Source organism: Gammaproteobacteria bacterium (assembly GCA_029881255.1).
In the GTDB taxonomy this organism is placed as follows: domain Bacteria; phylum Pseudomonadota; class Gammaproteobacteria; order S012-40; family S012-40; genus JAOUMY01.
The window spans coordinates 269,509-290,845 of record JAOUMY010000005.1 but is presented as its reverse complement, the minus strand read 5'-3'; the positions used below and the strand labels follow the sequence as shown (position 1 = coordinate 290,845).

Genomic DNA, 21,337 nt, shown 5'->3' with positions numbered 1-21,337 from the left:
TGGTGTTTGTTTTATGTGAGAAAAGTGTCGAGATCAAGTAGTAAGCGATGCGAATAGCACTGGCAGTTTTTCAGGCAAACGCTGTACGTGGTCAATAATGGTGTAATTGTTAGCACCGAAAATCCGCTTCACGTAGGCATCAGCATCGGGGTCTAGTGTAAGACAGTAAGACATAATCCCTTTGCCATATAACTCTTCGACTGCCTTTTTTGTGTCGTGGCGTAAATACTGTGGATCGCGTTCGTCAATATCCGCAGGCTCGCCATCGGTAACGACAAGAAGCAGTTTCTTACGCTCTTGCTGTCGAAGCAAATGTTGTCCGGCGTGACGCATTGCCGCACCCATTCGAGTAGACAATCCACCCTTCATTCCGGCAAGTCGCGACTTGGGTTCTTCATTAAACTTTTGATTGAAATCCTTGAACCGGAAATATTGGACATTGTGTCGTCCATCGGAGGAGAAACCGTGGATTGCAAAAGGATCACCCACGCCGTTGATTGCAGTCGCTACCAACGATGCAGCTTCACGTGTTAGTTCAAGAATAGTTTTATCTGATCCTTCTACGGTTTCATTAGTAGACTCAGACAAGTCGAGTAATACCACAACCGCCAGATCGCGATTCTTGATCACGTTACGCATGGTAATCCGCGTGTTTGGCTGTCTACCTTGGCGGATATCGATCATTGCATCAATCGCGGCATTGATATCGATTTCATCACCATCTTCCATATTGCGCACACGTTGCACGCCTTCCGGCTGTAAAAGGTCTATGATCTGTTTGATACGGTGTGTAACCGGTTTGTAATCGAGCAATATACGATCGATATCTTCTGGGTCGCCTTTTTGAGGACGGCGTTCATAGATAGTCGCCCAATCAGGACGATGCAATTGCACCTGGTAATCCCATTCCTGATAGTGAAAAGGCTCAGAGATCGGTTCCTTACCCCACATCTGGTTAAAGCTTTGGGTATTCTCCAGATCATCCTCATAGGGATACATTTCTGTTTCACATATCCAGATTTCCTGTGCATCGTCGCCGGCCAATTCGCAATCTACTTCATTTGCCATCTCTACAACACTGACTTTGCGTCGAATCTGTTGCATAGCTGCAGCAAGATAATCGGCTGGTTTGTCCCAGGCGAATTCTTCGAATTCCCAAACATAACGATTGTCGTCGCGATAAGGGATACGTATCGACTCCAGGATTCGTAGGCTTGGAACATCACGACGCGCGGCGAAAATATTATACAACTCCATACCCATATGCCATGAGAAAGAACTATCTTCGGCATTGTTTTCTATATTGGCATGAAATCTTTCTACAAACGCCTGGATGTCTGCATCATTGGAAGTCACACTGTCATCCAATAACATGCGCGCAATGTATTCCAATGTAGCAATGGTTGGATGCTGCGGCGCCTGTTCGAATTCGATATCGAGCAGAGACTTCCACAGTTTCTTGAGTCCCGGGAATTCTTTAATTGCAAGATACTCAACTCGTGAGTCTTCAATTAAGCCGATGAAAAACATTTGTGCAGGGGATAATTGTTCCGCTGAAATTCGCGATTTGGTGTATACCATATGTGACGCGAGGTGAGCGGCTGTAGCGCGATAAAGCTCAAGGCCCTTAATGTCAGCAATGTCATCTAAGGCATCGGGTAAATGCAGAATACGTGATTCAATAAAAGGTTTGAAGCCGTCATGGTCAGCCGCTGTTGGGCGTAAAAAAAAGTCACGCCCCCATAGGGCGCGTAAATAGAAATTTATCTTGCGTTGGATGTCAATAAACAAGGTTCCACGTCGTTCCTTCTGCAGCACTTTTAGGCTGTCTGCGGTTTGTAGAGCAAAGTATGACGCTTGATTAACATAGTCACGGCGATAGGCTTCGGCACCGAAATTCGCCCATCGACGTAGACCACTCAATGTTAGCTTGGATAACAATTCATCCATGTGTTCCAACATTGGACGTAGCCCGCGCGGCGCTTTTGCCGATATCTGGTGTACAAGTGCGATATAAGATTTCAATAATTCGGCATCGCCCAGTCGACTCGCGGCAGTTGGCAAACTCGCCAGGAGTAGCGCGATTACCTGACCAGAGGTCAAGGAGGACAGTTTTAATGCAGCGGCCAGAACATCATTGATGATATCGTCACCGCATTCTTTGACAACCTTGGGCATGTCTTCGAGAAAGGAGACAACGATGTCGCTACCGCGCCCAAGATTTGCTAGACCCTTGGCGCCGTTAAGGTATTGTTCGAGTCCGGCGGGAGACATGTTGCGTGCGGCTTCATGTACGATGCCGTCCAAGGTGTTTTTCAATTCCGGTGCTGCTTTGGTCAGCACTTCACGATAGTTTTCGATATCGACGCTCATGACTACCTCGATTCTGACTTTTCTGCCAGCGCTACAGTGTAATTCTTGCCCTGTTTGACTTTGTCGTAGTTACCAAATGTCTCTTTGAAATGTCGTTTCATAAAGTCTCTTAGACCATTAATCGTTACGACATAAAATTTTCCACCAGGTGACAAACGATGGAATGTGTCATACATAATAATCTGCAACATTTCCTTGCCTACTTTAGCCGGAATGTTTGACGCTATGACATCGTAGCTTTGTTGGGGAATGTGTTGAAACCCGTTACTCAGCAAAGCTTTCGCATTGTTGATGCCGTTGAATTCTGCATTCTTGTTTGCATATTCCACCGCCATAAAATCCTTGTCGACCATAATGGTCTGGCCTGCCGGTGCCATGCGTGCCATCGTTAGGCCGATAGGGCCGTATCCGCAACCGAGGTCAAAACAATTGGCTTCTTTTGCGATGTTTATGCGTTCAAGCAATAATTCAGTACCTTCGTCTATTTCTCGGGGTGAAAAAATTCCCCAGGTTGAGTGGAAGGTAAACGGAAAACCGCCCAATTCCGCATTGAAAACAATATCCTTACGCAAGCTATCGATATATTGTTTTTTTTCCATGTGTGTATGTCACCGAAGTGAGAAAGCGCATAAGACAATAGTTAAACCTTTCAGTTTTTACACCCGGCAAGCAGACGACTGACGCCATTTGCTAACCGGGTTACTTAGTCTTTTCCAGATAGCTTGCTACGCAAATCCAATATCTGCTTAGAAGAAGGTACCGACGGCTGCATCCAATGTCTCACGCATATCTGGGTCGTCTGTTAGAGGACGAACCAGTGTCATGCTGCAGGCAGCAATAGGATCGACACCTTTCTGTATTAGTTGACCCGCGTAAACCAGAAGACGGGTGGATATACCTTCATCCAGGCCATGTCCTTTCAGATTGCGCGCGCGATGTGCGATCTGCACCAGCTTGTGCGCAGTTTCCTTGTCAATGTCGGTTTCCTTAGCAACGATTTCTGTTTCGATTTCTTCCGATGGATAATCGAAATCCAAAGCGCCAAAACGTTGTTTGGTTGATTGCTTGAGATCCTTCATTAGACTTTGATATCCAGGGTTGTAGGAAATAACCAGTTGGAAATCAGGATGGGCTTCGATCAACTCACCCTTTTTGTCTAGTGGCAGCGTACGACGGTGGTCAGTCAGTGGGTGGATAACAACGGTAGTATCCTGGCGCGCTTCAACCACTTCATCCAGGTAACAAATTGCACCTATGCGCGCTGCCATAGTCAGGGGCCCATCTTGCCAAACAGTACCGTCTTTATCGAGAAGGAATCGGCCAACAAGATCGGATGCTGTCATGTCTTCATTACACGCGACGGTGATCAATGGACGGCCTAAACGATAAGCCATATATTCAACGAAACGTGATTTACCGCAACCGGTAGGGCCTTTGAGCATAACTGGCATGCGTGCCGCGTATGCTGCTTCATACATTTCAACTTCGTTGGCAACAGGCTTATAAAATGGTTCTGATTTAACTTTGTATTGATCTGGATCTACGCTATTTTGTTTAGACATAGTGCACCTTCGATTTCTTGAAAGTTTAGATGAAAGACATTCTGATTAACCTGGTATGGATAATGGGTTAATCAGAAAACCTTTTATTCTTCGTCATCGGTCTCGACGTTTCCATTCCAACCAGCCTGGTTGGCTTTCTTTACAGCGTCGCCGTGAATGCGTTGATGCTTTTCGAACAGTTCAGTAGGCAAACATCTAACCATGCAACCATATTTATCCCATTCGGCGTTTACTTTGTGCATTAACGCCTCAACGGCCTGTTGTGTCCAGCCTTCACAGGTCTGGGTTTCCGGAATCAAACCAAATACCCAAGCGTCTCGAATAACTTTGCCGATAGGTGTCATGCCGCCATTTATATCTTTATCGATACCGATGTAAGCTTTGGGTTTGTTCACTTATGGAATTCCTTCTTGCTATGGATAAAAAAAGCCCCTGCCCGCGAGCGGCCAGGGGCTTTTTGTAGGTCTTTACCCTGGCGGCTGATTAAACAGCTTTACCGCGGAAAATTACCATGGAAGCACCGGCAGACTGTGCGAAGTTGTCGAAGCCCATCAAACGAACGTGGTTCTTTGGATGTGCTTTCTTGCAAGCAGCGCATTCGGCCAGAACTTTGTCTACGTCAGTTTCACCGAACATAGGCAGTTTCCACATGTACCAGTAGTTATCGAATGCATTTTCTGGCTCAGTGTGCTCGATACCAGGATTCCATCCTTTATCAACGATGTACTGGATCTGCTTACGGATCTGCTCATCGCTCATTTCTGGCAAGTAAGAGAAAGTCTCAAACTTACGGCTTGAAGTATCAGTCAAGCTTGACTTGTAATCTTGCATTTCAGACATTTTAAATTCCTCAAAATCTATTTAGTCAAATTCGGTTTCGTTAATTCAAGTGTTTAAAGCGTTAGTTGGTGCGCTCTGGCGTCGTATGTATACACACGCCGCCAGAGCGTGCCACATGATGCTTTAAATTACTTGTGAGCAACGTCCAGCTTGTCAACTGTGTCGAATTCGAACTTGATTTCTTTCCAAGTTTCCATCGCCATCTTGAGCTCAGGACTGCTCTTGGCAGCATTAGTAAGGATGTCCTTACCTTCTTTCTCGATAGCGCGACCTTCGTTACGTGCTTCAACACACGCTTCCAAAGCAACACGGTTTGCAGCTGCACCAGCGGCATTACCCCATGGGTGACCCAGCGTACCACCACCGAACTGGAGTACAGAGTCATCACCGAAGATGCTAACCAGAGCAGGCATGTGCCATACATGGATACCACCAGAAGCAACTGGGATTACACCAGGCATTGCGCCCCAATCTTGGTCGAACATGATGCCGCGTGAGCGATCTTCTTTGATGTAAGAATCACGCATGATGTCAATCCAGCCCAGAGTTGCGTCACGGTCGCCTTCCAGCTTACCAACAACCGTACCTGAGTGCAGGTGGTCACCACCAGACAAACGAAGTGCCTTAGTTAGTACACGGAAGTGGATACCGTGGTGCGGGTTACGGTCAAGTACTGCGTGCATCGCGCGGTGGATGTGAAGCAGAACGCCGTTGTCACGACACCAGTTAGCAAGACCTGTGTTAGCAGTGAAGCCACCAGTCAGGTAGTCGTGCATGATGATAGGTGCGCCGATTTCCTTAGCATACTCTGCACGCTTGTACATTTCTTCAGGAGTAGGAGCAGTAACGTTCAGGTAGTGACCCTTACGCTCACCAGTTTCACGCTCAGCTTTGTGGATTGCTTCCATTACGAAGTCAAAACGCTGCTTCCAGCGCATAAACGGCTGAGAGTTAACGTTTTCGTCGTCCTTAGTGAAGTCAAGACCGCCACGAAGACACTCATAAGTCGCACGACCATAGTTCTTAGCAGACAGACCCAACTTAGGCTTGATAGTACAACCCAACAGAGGACGACCGTATTTGTTCATGATGTCGCGCTCAACTTGGATACCGTGAGGAGGACCACCACAAGTAGTTACGTAAGCGATAGGAATACGGATGTCTTCCAAGCGAAGTGCACGTAGTGCTTTAAAGCCGAAAACGTTACCAACCAATGAAGTGAAAACGTTTACAACTGAACCTTCTTCGAACAGGTCAATTGGGTATGCAACGAATGCATAGAAACAAGTGTCGTCGCCAGGTACGTCTTCGATGGCGTATGCACGACCCTTGTAGTAATCCAGGTCAGTCAACAGGTCAGTCCAAACAGTGGTCCAGGTACCAGTTGATGATTCCGCAGCAACCGCAGCAGCAACCTCTTCACGAGGTACACCAGGCTGTGGGGTAACTTTGAAACACGCAAGAAAGTCAGTGTCCTTCGGCGTGTAGTCAGGCATCCAATATGTTTCGCGGTATTCTTTTACACCCGCGTTGTACTTCTTCTCTGCCATTTTATTTCCTCCAAAAAGTAGGTATAAAAACGAGTTAACTGTGATTGAACTAAAGAAAATCGTGTCGCTGATATTTCGTGAGAAAGAGGTTACGGGCGCGCTGGCATAAAGTAAATTAAATATTTATAATCAAAATCATAAATGATTGCTTATGATTGACAGGATTTGACCCGAATGCTTCACGTAACCCTAAGACAATTAAAGGTTTTTGAGTCTGTAGGCCGACATTTGAGCTTTACCCGTGCGGCCGAAGAACTTCATCTTTCACAACCGGCAGTGTCCATGCAGATCAAACAATTAGAAGATCACGTGGGTGTTTCCCTGCTCGAACAGTTCGGCAAAAAGAACTTTCTTACCGAGGCCGGCCGCGAGATGCTGCATTATAGTAGGGAGATACTCGGTCTACTAGATGAAGCAGAGGGCGTGCTCGAAGATTTGCGCGGTGTCAGGCGTGGTACCTTGAACATCGCGGTAGCGACTACAGCTAACGACTTTGCAACCCAGCTACTTGCTGCATTTTCGCAGCAGTTTGGCAATATTCAGTACAAATTGGATGTGACTAACCGCCAAACGCTACTTGATGAGCTTGAGAATAATCAGACCGATCTGGTCATCATGGGTCGGCCACCGCGAGACCTGAAGCTTGTGGCGGAACCCTTTATGGATAACCCATTGGTAGTTATTGCGCCCCCCGATCACCCGCTGGTAAACGAAACAAATATTTCTCTCAAGCGCCTGGTGCAGGAAACCTTTGTTGTCAGAGAGAAAGTTTCGGGTACGCGGATAGCGATGGAGCGATTTTTTCAGCAGTACGGCTTTGAAGCTGCCTCCAGGATGGAAATGACCAGTAACGAAGCCATAAAGCACGCGGTTCAAGCGGGTCTGGGTCTGGGAATAGTATCGGCACATACGGTACGCCTGGAATTGGAGATAGGTAAGTTGAAGCTATTGAATGTGGAGCACTTTCCGATTTTACGTCACTGGTATCTGGTTCATCGCGAAGGAAAAAGGCTCTCGCCTGTGGCGAAGCGTTTTAGTGAATTCGTGCTTGAGCAGGCGGAAAAATTTGCCTCGCTACCAAAATTCATACAGGGAGCTTGACAAGCCAGCCAAAGGATTTAATGATGAAACGCTGCGTCAGAGTCGGAAATTAATCCTGATTTCATGCTTAAGTCGTAGTTTTCTAAGAAATTATAGATTCCGTCCATGTCGGAAATGACTCATAAATGAAGTAGAGGGGGAGGTATGAAAAAAACGTTTTTATCAGCTGCAATCGTCATGCTTATGTCGGTATTTACTACTGTTTTTGCAGCAGACGAGCATGAGGCAAGCGGTACAATCAACTCAATTGATAACGTGAACAAAACACTCAATATCAGTCATGGCCCGATTACGACAATGGGAATGGGGGCAATGACGATGGATTTCGCAGTTGCTGACCCTTTTATGTTGAAGGAAGTCAAACCTGGCCAGAAGATCAAATTTGTAGTCACCACTGATCGAAAAGGTCGGTTCGTCATTTTGGATATGCAGTAATGCATTGAACGAATAACAAAAAAAGCGGCTAGTGCCGCTTTTTTTTATTTGATATAAAAATTGTAGATGAGGTATTAATTACATTAGCCCGTTGAATTGTTGATAAATAGGCTCAAAAGTAGAACAATAGTTTTTAATCAGACTATGTCTGAATCGTAGAAAAAAAGAATTTCATGTGGGACTGGGGAAGAATTGCAGATTTGTCTTATAGTTAGGCAACCCTTACCCGTCTGGTTAAGTCTCCTTTAACTCGTCTTGGTTATCTTGCGCGTTGGTATAAATTTTCTGAACGAAGTTGTTGAGCAAGATAACAGGTGTGGGAAGTATGAATTACTTGCGACTTTGGGTCTTAGTAATCCTGACGGTGATTGCGGGCGTGAATACCGTTCACGCGCTTGAATTGACTATCAAGGATGCTGAGACGGTTGCCATCCAAAACGACCCACTCATTGCCGAGTTCCAGGCAAATGCCCAGTCCTTTATGGAAGAGTCAGTAGCCGACGGGCAACTGCCTGATCCGAAATTTCGCGTTGGCGCGGTAAATTTTCCGATAATCGGTAACAATGCGTTTAGTTTTAACTCTGAAGGTATGACGCAGGCAATAGTAGGCATCAATCAGGGTTTTCCTTCGAAAGGCATGCTTGAGGCAAAGACGGAAAAAAAGTTGCTAATGGCCGAGGCCGAGCGTGCGAAAGCTGTCGACAGGGCAATGACAGTTTTACGAAATTTGCGCAAAGCGTGGATGGAAGTTTATTTGCAAACACATTCGCTTGCCCTGGTAAAAGAAAGCGAAGAGATATTTAACCAGTTAGTGAAAGTAACTCGATACCAATATCGTGCAGGCCGTGGTCAACAACAAGATGTGATACGTGCTCAATTAGAATTGAGTTTACTTCAAGATCGCGAAGACGACATACAGCAAATGCGTGAAAAAGCGATCGCAGAACTTGAAAAATGGACGGGTGCTTCAGTGCGCAAACATGCACTATCGACAGTGTTTCCTCAGCTCCCAACCTTGCCTACGGTTGAGGAGCTCGATCATCGTCTCGAAAACCACCCATCCCTGGCCGTAAAAAAAGCCATGTTAGGCGCAAGTCGCAAGGATGTTCTCGCAGAACGGTCTACATTTAAGCCGAGCTGGAATGTAGATATTAGCTACGGTTATCGGGCTGATGGCGTCAATTCAGCTGATGGTAGTGTTATTCCAAGAAGTGATTTTTTGTCTGCCGTCGTGTCAGTAGATATGCCGTTTTTTACTGAGAAGCGACAGAATCGTCGTTTGAATGCAAAAGGCCATTTGGTAAATTCTGCGTCGGACGCAGCAGATGGCCAGCGTCGCGAGCTAAAACGTTTGCTAGATGCAAGTTATGCGGACTGGTTCCGCTTGGGTGACCGTTTAAAATTTTACATGGATGATGTGTTGCCTAAGGCGGCACAGTATTCCGAGTCTTCGAGAAAATCCTATCAAAGCCAGACTAGTGATTTCTCAGAATTGGTTCGTGCGCGTTTGCGAGAACTGGATAGTAATTTACAAACTCTGCGTTTGAGAGTGGAAAGGGCAAAGGCACACTACGACCTTCAATATCTGGCAGGGGAAGCATAAACATGGAACGTGTTACTAGAACAACACGCTACGGTGTTTGGTTGGTATTTAAGTGGCTGGAACAGATTTTCCTGCCGAATGCGCGACACATGTCATCTGTTGCACGTAAACAGATACTTGGTGCAATCGTGTTACTCGCGGTTGGGGTACCCATCAATATATATGTGTTCTCCGGGCTGGGTGATAGACAGGCGGTGGCTGCCGATGAGAATTCATCTAGTCATATTCAGGCGGCCCCTGTCGTTGCAGCGCCTGCCATGCTGAGTGAATTGAGCGGTGATGGCCATAACCATGACTCTTTTGGAAACCAGAGCATTTCCCCTGTGAACGAAGCGCCAAAAGAAACTGCGGTAGAGCACGCGCAAAAGCACTCCAATCCTAAATTTGTTTGTCCTATGCACCCGGAAATTGTGATGGAAGATCCGGAGGCAGACTGTCCGATATGTGGAATGGACCTGGTGCCATTGGAGAACACCGGCGATTCAGGCGTCGTGACCTTAGCGCCGACCGTGATCAATGCATTGGGTGTAAGACTGGATAAGGTGAAGCGGCGTACGATATATCGCAAGATCGAGAGCGTCGGTTATATCAATTATAATGACAACAATCTCAGAACAGTGAGTTTGCGCACCGAGGGCTGGGTCGAGAAGCTCGCGGTCAAAACAACAGGTGAGAAGGTTGCCAAGGGTGATCTCTTGTTCCAGCTATACTCGCCCAAGCTCGTCAATAGCCAGGAAGAATTTCTGCAGGCGCTTGAACTGGGAGATAGCGCCAATGGATTGATTGATGCCTCTCGGGAGCGTCTTCGTGCCCTCGGTGTTTCGGAGCAACAGATTGCCCGTTTGAACGATACTCGTGAAGTGGAGCAACTGGTCAGTTTCTATGCGCCCCAGGACGGATTCGTCACGCGTTTGAATGTATCGGAAGGGGAATTTGTGCCACCGTCTAAGTCCGTGATCAGTATTGCCGATCTGTCCACAGTCTGGCTGATGGTCGACGTATTCGAAAATCAGATTGATTGGGTCAAGGAAGGACAAGGTGCAGAAGCCAGGTTGTCGTTTATGCCTGAAAAGGTATGGGAAGGCGAGGTTGAATATATTTATCCAAGCCTCGATGCCCGCACCAGAAGTGTGAAGGCGCGTCTGCGTTTTGACAATCCCGATGAAGTCCTCAAACCTAATATGTATGCCGATATCAGCATTTTCGCACGTCCAAAGCGGCAAGTTTTGACTGTCCCACGTGAGGCAGTGATTCGCCAGGGCAATCAAACCAGGGTGATTACCCACCTTGGAGAAGGAAAATTCAAGCCCGTGATTATTCATGCAGGTATCGAAACGGATGATCGCATCGAGGTTGTTGGCGGGTTGGAAGAGGATCAGGAAGTGGTTGTATCGAGCCAGTTTTTGATCGATTCTGAAAGCAGCATGCGTGCTGCCCTTATGCGTATGGCCGGCGGATAATATCTGACAATTTCCGGGAAATTGATCGGCAAGAATTCAATAAAAATAAATGACATGCCGATGTCATTCATTAAGTATAGTGACGCGGCGGATATTGTTCGGTAGTAGATATGATTGCACAAATAATTCGCTGGTCGATTCGAAATAGGCCTCTAGTACTCATCTTTACCATAATCCTCGCAGTTTGGGGGGTTTACTCGGTAAAGAATACACCTTTGGATGCGATTCCTGATCTATCTGACCTACAAGTTATTATTAAAACCTCATTTCCAGGTCAGTCGCCGGAAGTTGTTGAGGACCAGGTAACCTACCCCATTACCACAGCCATGCTCTCGGTACCCGGGACTACAGCAGTGCGTGGTTATTCCTTTTTCGGTGATTCATACGTCTATGTCATTTTTAAAGATGGCACAGATATATATTGGGCGCGTTCCCGCGTGCTCGAGTATTTGTCGCAAGTCGCCGGGGCCTTGCCTCCGTCGGCAACACCTCAGCTAGGACCGGATGCGACCGGTGTAGGCTGGATCTATGAGTACGCGCTCGTTGACCGCAGCGGCAATCATGACCTCGCTCAACTACGTAGCTTGCAAGATTGGTTTATACGCTTCGAACTACAGACCGTACCAGGTGTTTCAGAAGTCGCAACTGTTGGCGGAATGGTCAAACAGTACCAGGTGGTGGTGGATCCTGATCGTCTGCGTGCTTACAACATGCATATCAATCATGTGAAGACAGCGATACAACGGGCCAACCAGGAAGTGGGTGGTTCTGTTATCGAAATGGCCGAAGCTGAATATATGGTTCGTGCCAAAGGTTATATCAAGGGTCTGGACGATCTTCGCCATATTCCGCTTGGTGTGAGTGAAGAAGGTACGCCTGTGTTGCTGCAGGATGTTGCCAATATTCGTATCGGCCCACAGATGCGCCGTGGTATCGCCGAGCTCGATGGTGAAGGTGAGGTCGTTGGCGGCATTATCGTGATGCGTTTTGGTGAAAACGCGTTGACCACGATAGAGGCAGTTAAAACACGATTGGCTCAGGTCGCCAAGGGCTTGCCGGAAGGCGTGGAAATCATCGAAACATATGATCGTTCCGATCTCATCATGCGTTCGATAACAACACTACGCGATAAGCTCATTGAAGAATTTATCGTCGTCGCAATTGTTTGCGGAATCTTTCTATTTCATTTGCGTTCTGCATTGGTGGCAATAGTTATTTTGCCTCTCGGTATATTGATCTCATATATCGTAATGCATTATCAGAATATCAATTCTAACATCATGTCCCTGGGCGGAATTGCCATTGCCATAGGTGCCATGGTCGATGCAGCCATTGTGATGGTTGAAAATGCGCATAAACATATTGAAAAGGGCAATATCACAGATGAGAATCGCTGGGTTGCTATGCAGCGTGCTGCGGTTGAAGTGGGTCCGGCACTATTCTTTTCGTTGTTGATAATTACTTTGAGTTTTCTTCCTGTTTTTACACTTGAGGCGCAAGAAGGAAAACTATTTTCCCCGCTAGCCTATACCAAGACATATGCCATGGCTGCAGCGGCGGGTTTGTCGATAACACTTATGCCTGTATTGATGGGATATTTTATAAGGGGACATATTCCCTCAGAGCATAAAAATCCGATCAATCGATTCCTTATATCGATGTATCTGCCGGTCATTAAGTTCGTGCTCAATTGGCCAAAGACGGTCGTAGTCCTTTCTTTTGCAGTTGTTTTAACCACGATATATCCCTATGGAGAATTGGGTTCTGAGTTTATGCCGGAATTGGATGAGGGTGATTTGCTCTATATGCCGACCACATTCACCGGTGTATCAATCGGCAAAGCTGGCGAGTTGTTACAAATTACGGATCGTTTGATAAAGACCATTCCAGAAGTCGATGTTGTATTCGGTAAAGTGGGCAGGGCCGAAACAGCCACCGATCCTGCTCCACTTACAATGATCGAAACCACGATCAAATTAAAGCCCCGCAGTGAATGGCGTAAGGGGATGACCACCGATAAGCTGAAAAATATTCTCGATGAAACGGTGAAGTTTCCCGGATTGACAAACGCCTGGGTTATGCCGATCAAAACACGTATAGACATGATATCTACGGGTATAAAAACTCCGTTGGGTATCAAGATTCTTGGTCCTGATCTGGGCGTGATACAAAAGATCGGCGAGCAAGTTGAGTCTGCGGTGAAGAGTGTACCGGGAGCCGCCGGTGTTTTTTCGGAACGCGTGGCAGGTGGTCGATATATTAACTTGGATATTGACAGACGTGCAGCCGCACGCTACGGCTTAAACATCGCTGATGTACATGAAATTATCAGCATGGCTGTGGGTGGGGCAAATGTTACTCAAACAGTTGAAGGACTGGAACGTTATCCGGTCAATATCCGCTATCCACAACACGTACGTGATTCTATTGATGACCTGATGGCTTTACCGATTGTTACACCAGGGGGCGGTCAGATCACCCTGGGCAATGTTGCCTTTGTCTCCATCGCCGACGGGCCAGGAATGATAAAAAGTGAAGATGCGAGGCGAACAGGCTGGGTATATGTTGATATCCGAGGTCGCGACCTGGGAAGTTTCGTCGCTGATGCTCAAAGAATTGTTCTCGAAAAAGTCGAACTACCTGCAGGTTATGCCCTTGGTTGGTCCGGACAATACGAATACATGCTGCGTGCAAAGGAAAAGCTGATTTATGTTGTGCCTCTAACCCTGGTAATCATTTTGTTGTTGCTGTATTTCAATTTCAGAAATTTTGCAGAATCCTTTATGGTCATGGGCGCTGTGCCACTTGCTCTAGTGGGGGCATTGTGGATGGTTTATCTGCTTGACTACAATCTATCAGTAGCGGTCGGAGTCGGATTGATCGCTCTGGCAGGAGTGTCAGCGGAATTTGGTGTTGTTATGCTGGTTTACTTAAACCAGGCAGTAAAAGATTTTGATCCCAAGGATTTGAATGAACTACGTCGCGCGATAGTTTATGGCGCGGTAATGCGTGTCCGTCCCAAAGCGATGACTGCTGCGGTGATATTGGCCGGGTTGGCACCGATAATGATTGGCGGCGGCACTGGTTCCGAAGTAATGAGACGGATTGCCGCTCCGATGCTGGGTGGAATGATCACCGCGCCGCTAGTTTCCATGGTTTTAATTCCCGCTTTATATGCCTTGTGGAAAGGAAAACAATTTGCTATAAATAACGGAGCAATTAACGGGTCTATCAAACGGCCGGGGAGTTGGAGGCGAGTTTGGTCATGGCGACCAACGTTTAAAAAGCCTTCTTTTAGAAAAAAGAAAAGATCTCAAACATGGGAAGATTTACAAAAAAAACTATAGTCTTTTACTGCGTTTTGATCGCAGCGTGGATGCCGTTGTCTGTGGTGGCCGCATCTGTTGACTGTCTTTTCCATGATCGAGTTGATATAAACTCCTCTATCGAACACGATTCTCATTCTTCCCATTCCAGCGCAATTGACCTGAGTGATGTCGATTTTTCTGATATTCAGGTGAGCGACAACAATGATTACGGACCGGATAATACCTGTTCAACCCAATTGATTGCAGCTGCGGTTAGCGAGGTTCAGGTTTTCTGCGGCGCCAATTGGAAAAAAACTGGTGTCCAGTTCAGAGATATTTATAAGCTCACTACTGTTTCACTTCCAGCAGACATTCGTCCACCGATATCTGCCTAGTCTCAGGGAGTAGTCCGTCCGCGGCTTCCCTTCTATTCAGTGCTCATTCAGTGTTTATTGTGTGTAATCGAAGCGTAGCTTTCTGAATATTTAGAATTTACTGTAACGAATAAATGACTTCCCACGTGTTGCCGGGATGCTAAAACAAATGGAGTTTTGCTCCCGGCATTTTTAACATGATGGGACGGTAAGAGACGAGATATTAAGACTTCCCACGTGTTGCCGGGATGCTAAAACAAATGGAGTTTTGCTCCCGGCATTTTTAAACAAGATGGGATGGTAAGAGACAAGAGAGTACTGACTTCCCACGTGTTGCCGGGATGTTAAAACAAATGGAGTTTTACTCCCGGCACTTTTTAAAATTTCTGATGTCAGTATTTACAGATTAGTAATAAATTCCCACGTGTTGCCGGGGTGTGAACTGAACGTTTGCTCCCCGGTTTTCTTTTACAGAGGCATCCACAAATTAGTTTTCTAGCGATTGATAGCGGTATTAAGAAATTCAGAATGCCTATTTTTTCTACGTAATTTGCACTTTTTCAGCTTTTTTTGTCTTGTTCTCTCTCGCTGGCTAACTTAATCACGATTCTAGGCGCATTACTTTTCCATAGTGATATTGAGATGCTGAACCGGAAGTGATCTAATACCCTGGGATCGAGTGAAAAGGTATAAGTGCTTCAATGATAGATATAATTCCAAATTGGCATCCAGTATTTGTTCATTACACTATCGCGTTGCTAAGTGTCTCCGTCGTAATTTATTTATTTTCCAATTTTGCTGCTCAATACACAACTCGTCTACAGTTGCGGGTTATGGCCAGATGGAGCCTATGGATAGGTTCGGCACTAAGCGTGCTGACAGTGGCTGCTGGAGTATACGCGTACTACACAGTGAATCACGACGGCCCGTCTCATGAGTGGATGACTATACATAGAAACGTCGCGTTAGGAACTTTCCTTGTATTTGGAATTGCAGCGGTGTGGGCGATATGGTGTCACAGATCGAAAAACGACGAACCAAGGGCGTTTAACGGGCTTTTAGTCATAGGACTGGTGGCTTTGCTATCGACTTCATGGTTGGGTGGAGAACTCGTATATCGATATGGACTTGGCGTCATGTCTTTGCCTAAGTCTGAAGGTGATGGCCACGATCACGATCATGGCGAAGGCCATGCACACAATGTTCAACCTTCTTCCTCCGATTTGTCACACCAGGATGATTTAATGGGTGGAGATGCGGTAATGTCTGGAGAAGAAATGCCAACCCACGAGCACACAGATAATAAACCTCATGCGCATTAGTAGCGTGTTGTTTGTGGTAGCTTGCATTACCTTTGTGGCAATGAGTGCTTGTTCAGACAACACTGAATCGGCAGGTGCTAGAAAGATCAAGCCAGTATTTGATCGACAAAAAGTTGATAAAGGCTTTGTCATCTATTCTGCGCATTGTCAGAAATGCCATGGTGTTAATGCGGTTGGCGCAGAAAACTGGCGCGAATCTGACGCCTCAGGGAAGTTTCCCCCGCCCCCGCTTAATGGGACTGGACACGCTTGGCACCATCCAACAAAGGTGCTGAAGGAAGTCATCGAAAACGGTACTTTGCCAAATGGCAATATGCCTGCGTGGCGAGATAAGCTTAGCGAGCAGGATATAGACAACGTGATTACCTGGTTCCAGTCTTTGTGGCCTATGCAGGTATATCATGCTTGGCAAGACATCAACGATAGGCAATAACTTGAAGTTGGATAAATGAGTGCATGCTGCTAAAAGTAGTGGTACGTTGATGAGTTTCTAGCGAGTCCTTTTACCCGAATATACAGGAGGTTTTTTATGTACGGTTTCAGCACAACATTTCCCGGTAGCTTCGACGAAGCACAAGTGCGCATTGCGGACGAATTGAAAAAAGAGGGATTCGGGATTCTGACCGAAATCGATGTGCAGGCTACATTAAAGGCGAAACTTGGCGTGGAAAAAAGACCGTACAAGATTCTGGGGGCCTGTAATCCCGGCTATGCAAACCAGGCCTTGGATGCCGAGCCTGATATTGGTTTGTTATTGCCGTGTAATGTCGTGGTTCGTGAAGAGGAAGACGGTGCTGTTACTATCGGATTTATGGATCCTAAATCCGTATTGGGATTAGTGAACCGTCCCGAGGTTGAAAAGCTTGGAATGGAAGTGAGGGAAAAGCTGCAACGAGTTTGCGCGGCACTCGGAAGCTAGTTTCGATTCATTCAATCATAAAAAGGGCTAGAATGAGCCCTTTTTTATTTGGACTACATTGGTTGAGTCCGTCGTGCTGATGTTTTCAACAAAGCAATAAACATGAGCATTCCGCTTAATGCAAAAAGGAATAGCAAGGGCTTTTCGATGATCCAAACAATGGGTGTTAACAGCCATCGAACGATCATCCGCAATTCTGAATGTTGCGCGATGTAATCTGCCAGCTCGGGGGAATATTTATAATATTGATGTACGAGCCAGCGGCCTACAGATGTCTTCAATAAAACGTCATCGCGAAATTTTCTGAGTGTCTGTACATGTTCTTCGAGATATGAGCCATAGGCGGCTGTAGCGATAAAGCATCCTTCACGATCGATATGCGTGAATGTTATGGCTTTGTTGTCGTCTTCCTTTATCTCGTTTTCGCTTGATTGAATGATAGACGTCATAGCAATCGTGCGATCTGCGAGAATAATACGCGGCTCGGTTAGAAGAGTGACGGTGACAAATTGTCCGGGGTCTAGTCTGTCAACGAAACAATTGACATCTATGGGTGTCCAATTGCAAATCACTCCATCGGTACCTTCGGCACTGATTATTGTTAAGCCACCAGATTTGTAATAGATTTCCGAAAGATCCGGGTTAAGAGACGTGTCGCGCTTTACAGGAATGACCGGAGCAATATTAGCGCTAAGGCAGGTTGCGTATTTATTGGGTTCTGCAATATCGCTATTGTTTCGAATTACTATGGAATAGGTGTGTTTTTCACCAACTGTCAGTCGCTCATGATCAGAAATGATTGCAGTTTGAAGATCGATATCGACGCTGGTAGGGCTCAAAACGTAGAAACGCTCTGTTGTATCGTCCGCCATTTGGCCAGATGCGACGATAAAATTCTCTTTTATGCGTGTCGTAACAGATAGCGCTTTTTTTAATGATAAATCAGGGTTTGGAAACGCGAGCAGCTCATTGAGATTTTGCACACCGCATTGCGGACTTAATTTATATGCTCGGTAGTTTGCGGGATCCAGGCCTGAGGCACCAACGAATTCGCCTAGATCATTGGCCTGATAGATACGGCCATATCCGATATCTTCCTCGAGCGTTATGATGTCCTTAGATTCAAAAACCAATTCCTGTTGATCGTTTTGAAATCGGCGCCAACGGACTGGACGAATCAAGCCGCTATTGTCGGCATACCAGCCAATAACGCCATTTAATGTGATGCTGGTTATGCCTATTGGGTTATCGTAGTGAGTTCCGGCAGCATCCTTGACTATATCGACCGGGGCTTTGGTCGTGTCTGACCACAATGTTGCGTTGAACCGAGCTTCGGTTTCTTTGAATATTTCACCGGTAATTTCATTGCTGTGTCGATTAATTTTCGATGCTTGGGCAATAAGGCTGTTAATCTTCCCTCCTACATTGATGGTTGCCAGGTCCCTTGCCACATAGGCAACTTCGGGAGTGGCAGTCTCGTCGTCGCTAGTGATTTCTTCTTCCTCCCAGGCGATTGCGCGTGTTGTGCCGTCGTAGCGAATCGAAATGCCAACAACAATGCCATTATCATTGAGTGCGTATGCTTTGCTGCGGAAGTCGCATTCTGTCACGATTGAAGGTGTAGGGAAGGGGTCGCTTGCCACCCAATCTGTCCACGCGCTATTGTCACAACCCTGGGAAGTTTGTACTGCGATAAGCACATCTTCAATTTCTTCTCTCAGGATGCAATCATTCCCTTGAACTCCACTTTCGGGACATATGTTTTGCTCTTTTTTAAAGTTCGGAAGTTGTTCGTCGGTATACGCACCTTCGGTGTTTCGCCAGATTACGGCGTGTTCTTTATCGTCTAGGTCTAGATACCAACCTGAAACTATTTCTGATGATTCATCTTCGGGTGCAGGGCTATTGATATCAGTTGCGTGTACTTCTTTTGCATCCAAACCGGCTAGGGATAGTATTGCAGTGTTCGGAACCGTCGTGTCGCCAATGATTCTCGAGTATCGATTTTCTGCCGTATAAATCAGAACGGTGGGTTGTCCAAGTGCGTTGTGCCCGAGAACTTTATTACTGTTGTTGATAACGATGACATCACTGAGTGGGATTTCTTCATATGCATAGCGTTCGGCTACCAGCGTTGTGGAATATCCCAACGTAAGCGCAATTAATGAGACAAAATAAAGCGCCGGTACAAATTTCAAAAATATCGCCCCATACTAGCAACTAACACTGTTGCAATCCCCAGGCTGAGATTGATTGCTATGAGTTGTCGCATTTTATTGAGATGGCTAGCTGCTAACGGGAAATCTTCTGCGCGTATGGCATCTTTAAGTCCCTGGTACGGGCGAAAATAAACAAACATATAAATCGCAATCATGACCAGTCCAAGGAAATGCATGATATGGATGTACAGGGCAGCTTGACCAAACCCATCAAGTACGAAAAAAACCATCCAGTAGCCGGTTAGTGGCAGAACTAATACGCACACCCAGACCCAGACGAAAAAGCGTTTAAAAGTGAGTTGCCACAGATGGAGTCTGGGTGGTGGTTCTAGCACCCTAGCGGCCGCCGGTCGAAGCGCCATATACGCGAAAAACATTCCCCCAATCCAAACGATTGCGGCCAAAAGATGAAGAGTGATCGCTAATGCCATGATATTCCGTCTAACAGCTGGTGATACTACTTACAATTATGCACCAATGGATACGCTGGGGACACTGGTAGAGGTGGGTTTTGCGCGCGATAAGGCGGAAAAACTTAATCTTTTCAGGTTGCTAGTGCTTATCGGCTATATACGGAAAGCCAGCCTCTAATGGCTTTCACCAGTTCGTCGGTATTGTAGGGGAAGTCTGGAAAGGCGCCAGGCAACATGATCTGTCGAAACCATAGATTGCTGGTCTTGTTTTTCGCGAGTTCTTGTACCTTGCTGGAGTGAGCAATGGGAGGTGGCCCAAGTTTCAAGTTTTTTCCTGCGACGCGGGCGGCAACCAGGCGCATATGGGCGTGATCAGTTACCGATGTATAGTCCCGTTCGGCATAAATATCCAACATGGGTAACTGAAGATTGACCAGATTTTTCTTAATATTATGCCAGTCTTCGCTTTGTTCTTGGTGAGGTAGGCTAATGGCCACCAGTGCTTTAAATGGGTGTTGCGGCGTTTCTGCCAGGTATTGCGTGACCACTGCGGCGCTTTGGCCGTGGGCGATAATAGCCAAAGGCTCGATGTTTCTTTGTTGCATAAACGAAATCGCGGATTCGATTCGCGCTACAGACTCTTTGAGAACATCCGCAGGATTGTCAAAATTCCACATAGGATCCGGAATGGGCATTTGGATCGCGAGGGTATGCCAGCCGGAATCGGGTAATTGTTCACGCAGTGGTCGACTGACACGTGGCCAATTCGGGTGGTGCCCGAAGTCATGGAGTATGAGCACGCCGCCGTCAGCCTCGTTCAGGCTGGACGCAATGTATAATCCCAATACGGGGTAGCGCTTCCCAGCATCTAATTTCACAATCTGGCTTTTGGGGACCGAGTTCTCGATCTCCTGCCAGATTTGTTGTTCCTCCCATAGATTACTGGAGAATCCCGGCTGGGCGCAGAGTAATGTCGGCACCAATAGGTAAACGCGCACATCGGAAAAAGAAACGGGTAAGAGACAGCGTGTCTGACGAAAAAGAAGCTGTAAATAGAGGCGTATTGCGGTAAAGTGCGTCCTTTTTGGATAGACAAGTATCATTTGTCGCCAGATTTTACGAACAGAATTGTAAAGGTAAGAGGCTAAAGTCATGCCAGATTTTAAGATTGCACCGTCCATCCTGTCTGCAGATTTCGCCCGTCTGGGCGAGGAAGTCAAAAACGTATTAGATTCGGGAACTGATTTTGTCCATTTTGACGTTATGGATAATCACTATGTCCCCAATCTGACGATTGGCCCATTGGTTTGTGAGGCGTTGCGCAAACATGGCATTACCGCTCCAATTGATGTGCATTTGATGGTAGAGCCAGTTGATCGCATCATCCCAGATTTTGCTGAGGCAGGTGCCACCTATATTACCTTTCACCCTGAGGCTTCCAAGCATGTGGACAGAACCCTGCAACTCATCAGAAGTAGTGGATGCAAATCGGGTTTAGTATTCAACCCTGCGACACCTCTGGATTATCTGAAATACGTTATCGACAAAGTCGACATGATTTTGTTGATGTCTGTGAACCCTGGTTTTGGCGGGCAGGCGTTTATTCCTGCAACTCTCGATAAACTGAGAGAGGCGCGTAAAATTATTGACGAGTCTGGCTATGATATTCGCCTTGAAATAGATGGTGGAGTCAAAGTGGAAAACATTCGCGAGATAGCAGAAGCAGGTGCAGATACCTTTGTTTCAGGCTCGGGAATTTTTGGTAAGCCTGGTGTTTCAGACCCGAATCGCTACGATAGCATCGTGGCCAAGATGCGTGAGGAATTGAAAAAAGCAGTTTAAGCTGTGGCGTAAGAGT

General features: G+C 46.5%; 19 protein-coding genes. 10 read left to right on the top strand and 9 right to left on the bottom strand.

All coding sequences use genetic code 11. The features are described from left to right. Positions 1 to 33 precede the first annotated feature (33 nt). From OEZ43_12355 to OEZ43_12330, 6 genes are all read right to left on the bottom strand, one after another. On the bottom strand, positions 34 to 2,373 hold the full coding sequence (locus OEZ43_12355; GenBank protein ID MDH5546378.1) for a VWA domain-containing protein: 2,340 nt from the start codon (positions 2,371 to 2,373) through the stop codon (positions 34 to 36). A gap of 2 nt (positions 2,374 to 2,375) precedes the next feature. After that, entirely contained in the window at positions 2,376 to 2,972 is a 597-nt protein-coding gene (locus OEZ43_12350; GenBank protein MDH5546377.1) for a methyltransferase, read from the bottom strand. A gap of 147 nt (positions 2,973 to 3,119) precedes the next feature. Next, a complete protein-coding gene (locus tag OEZ43_12345) occupies positions 3,120 to 3,935 on the bottom strand; it encodes a CbbQ/NirQ/NorQ/GpvN family protein (protein MDH5546376.1) in 816 nt (271 codons plus the stop codon). Between the two features lie 83 nt (positions 3,936 to 4,018). Further along, the gene (locus OEZ43_12340) at positions 4,019 to 4,330 is read right to left on the bottom strand and encodes a hypothetical protein (GenBank protein MDH5546375.1); all 312 of its coding nucleotides are present in this window, start codon (positions 4,328 to 4,330) and stop codon (positions 4,019 to 4,021) included. Positions 4,331 to 4,418: 88 nt separating this feature from the next. Beyond that, positions 4,419 to 4,775, bottom strand: coding sequence for a ribulose bisphosphate carboxylase small subunit (locus OEZ43_12335; GenBank protein ID MDH5546374.1), 357 nt, complete (start codon positions 4,773 to 4,775; stop codon positions 4,419 to 4,421). Positions 4,776 to 4,903: 128 nt separating this feature from the next. Then, positions 4,904 to 6,325 (bottom strand): form I ribulose bisphosphate carboxylase large subunit, encoded by a 1,422-nt coding sequence (locus OEZ43_12330; protein MDH5546373.1) that lies wholly within the window; start codon positions 6,323 to 6,325, stop codon positions 4,904 to 4,906. Positions 6,326 to 6,499: 174 nt separating this feature from the next. On the opposite strand from OEZ43_12330, the gene OEZ43_12325 reads away from it, so the two are divergent. From OEZ43_12325 to OEZ43_12285, 9 genes are all read left to right on the top strand, one after another. Continuing rightward, complete coding sequence (locus OEZ43_12325; protein MDH5546372.1) at positions 6,500 to 7,426, top strand: LysR family transcriptional regulator; 927 nt, start codon at positions 6,500 to 6,502, stop codon at positions 7,424 to 7,426. 144 nt (positions 7,427 to 7,570) lie between these two features. Then, on the top strand, positions 7,571 to 7,861 hold the full coding sequence (locus OEZ43_12320; protein MDH5546371.1) for a copper-binding protein: 291 nt from the start codon (positions 7,571 to 7,573) through the stop codon (positions 7,859 to 7,861). Positions 7,862 to 8,186: 325 nt separating this feature from the next. After that, the gene (locus tag OEZ43_12315; protein ID MDH5546370.1) at positions 8,187 to 9,464 is read left to right on the top strand and encodes a TolC family protein; all 1,278 of its coding nucleotides are present in this window, start codon (positions 8,187 to 8,189) and stop codon (positions 9,462 to 9,464) included. 2 nt (positions 9,465 to 9,466) lie between these two features. Continuing rightward, a complete protein-coding gene (locus OEZ43_12310) occupies positions 9,467 to 10,924 on the top strand; it encodes an efflux RND transporter periplasmic adaptor subunit (protein ID MDH5546369.1) in 1,458 nt (485 codons plus the stop codon). Positions 10,925 to 11,034: 110 nt separating this feature from the next. Beyond that, positions 11,035 to 14,271: an efflux RND transporter permease subunit gene (locus tag OEZ43_12305; GenBank protein MDH5546368.1), complete on the top strand. Its 3,237-nt coding sequence runs from the start codon at positions 11,035 to 11,037 to the stop codon at positions 14,269 to 14,271. Next, positions 14,244 to 14,627, top strand: coding sequence for a hypothetical protein (locus OEZ43_12300; protein ID MDH5546367.1), 384 nt, complete (start codon positions 14,244 to 14,246; stop codon positions 14,625 to 14,627). The genes OEZ43_12305 and OEZ43_12300 overlap by 28 nt, the downstream gene beginning before the upstream one ends. A gap of 812 nt (positions 14,628 to 15,439) precedes the next feature. Continuing rightward, positions 15,440 to 15,928, top strand: coding sequence for a DUF2231 domain-containing protein (locus OEZ43_12295; protein MDH5546366.1), 489 nt, complete (start codon positions 15,440 to 15,442; stop codon positions 15,926 to 15,928). Beyond that, positions 15,918 to 16,361, top strand: a complete 444-nt coding sequence (locus OEZ43_12290) for a cytochrome c (GenBank protein MDH5546365.1) — start codon at positions 15,918 to 15,920, stop codon at positions 16,359 to 16,361. Before OEZ43_12295 ends, OEZ43_12290 begins: the two co-directional genes overlap by 11 nt. A 96-nt stretch (positions 16,362 to 16,457) precedes the next feature. Beyond that, entirely contained in the window at positions 16,458 to 16,847 is a 390-nt protein-coding gene (locus OEZ43_12285) for a DUF302 domain-containing protein (protein ID MDH5546364.1), read from the top strand. A 53-nt stretch (positions 16,848 to 16,900) separates the two neighbouring features. On the opposite strand, the gene OEZ43_12280 is transcribed toward OEZ43_12285, so the two are convergent. The 3 genes from OEZ43_12280 to OEZ43_12270 all read right to left on the bottom strand — a co-directional run bounded on the left by OEZ43_12280 (position 16,901) and on the right by OEZ43_12270 (position 20,582). Then, on the bottom strand, positions 16,901 to 19,045 hold the full coding sequence (locus tag OEZ43_12280; GenBank protein ID MDH5546363.1) for a hypothetical protein: 2,145 nt from the start codon (positions 19,043 to 19,045) through the stop codon (positions 16,901 to 16,903). Further along, complete coding sequence (locus OEZ43_12275; GenBank protein ID MDH5546362.1) at positions 19,042 to 19,497, bottom strand: CopD family protein; 456 nt, start codon at positions 19,495 to 19,497, stop codon at positions 19,042 to 19,044. The genes OEZ43_12280 and OEZ43_12275 overlap by 4 nt, the downstream gene beginning before the upstream one ends. 128 nt (positions 19,498 to 19,625) lie before the next feature. Continuing rightward, positions 19,626 to 20,582, bottom strand: coding sequence for an alpha/beta hydrolase family protein (locus OEZ43_12270; protein MDH5546361.1), 957 nt, complete (start codon positions 20,580 to 20,582; stop codon positions 19,626 to 19,628). Between the two features lie 49 nt (positions 20,583 to 20,631). Here OEZ43_12270 and rpe point away from each other — a divergent pair, with 49 nt between their 5' ends. Next, entirely contained in the window at positions 20,632 to 21,321 is a 690-nt protein-coding gene (gene rpe, locus OEZ43_12265) for a ribulose-phosphate 3-epimerase (protein ID MDH5546360.1), read from the top strand. Positions 21,322 to 21,337: the final 16 nt, after the last annotated feature.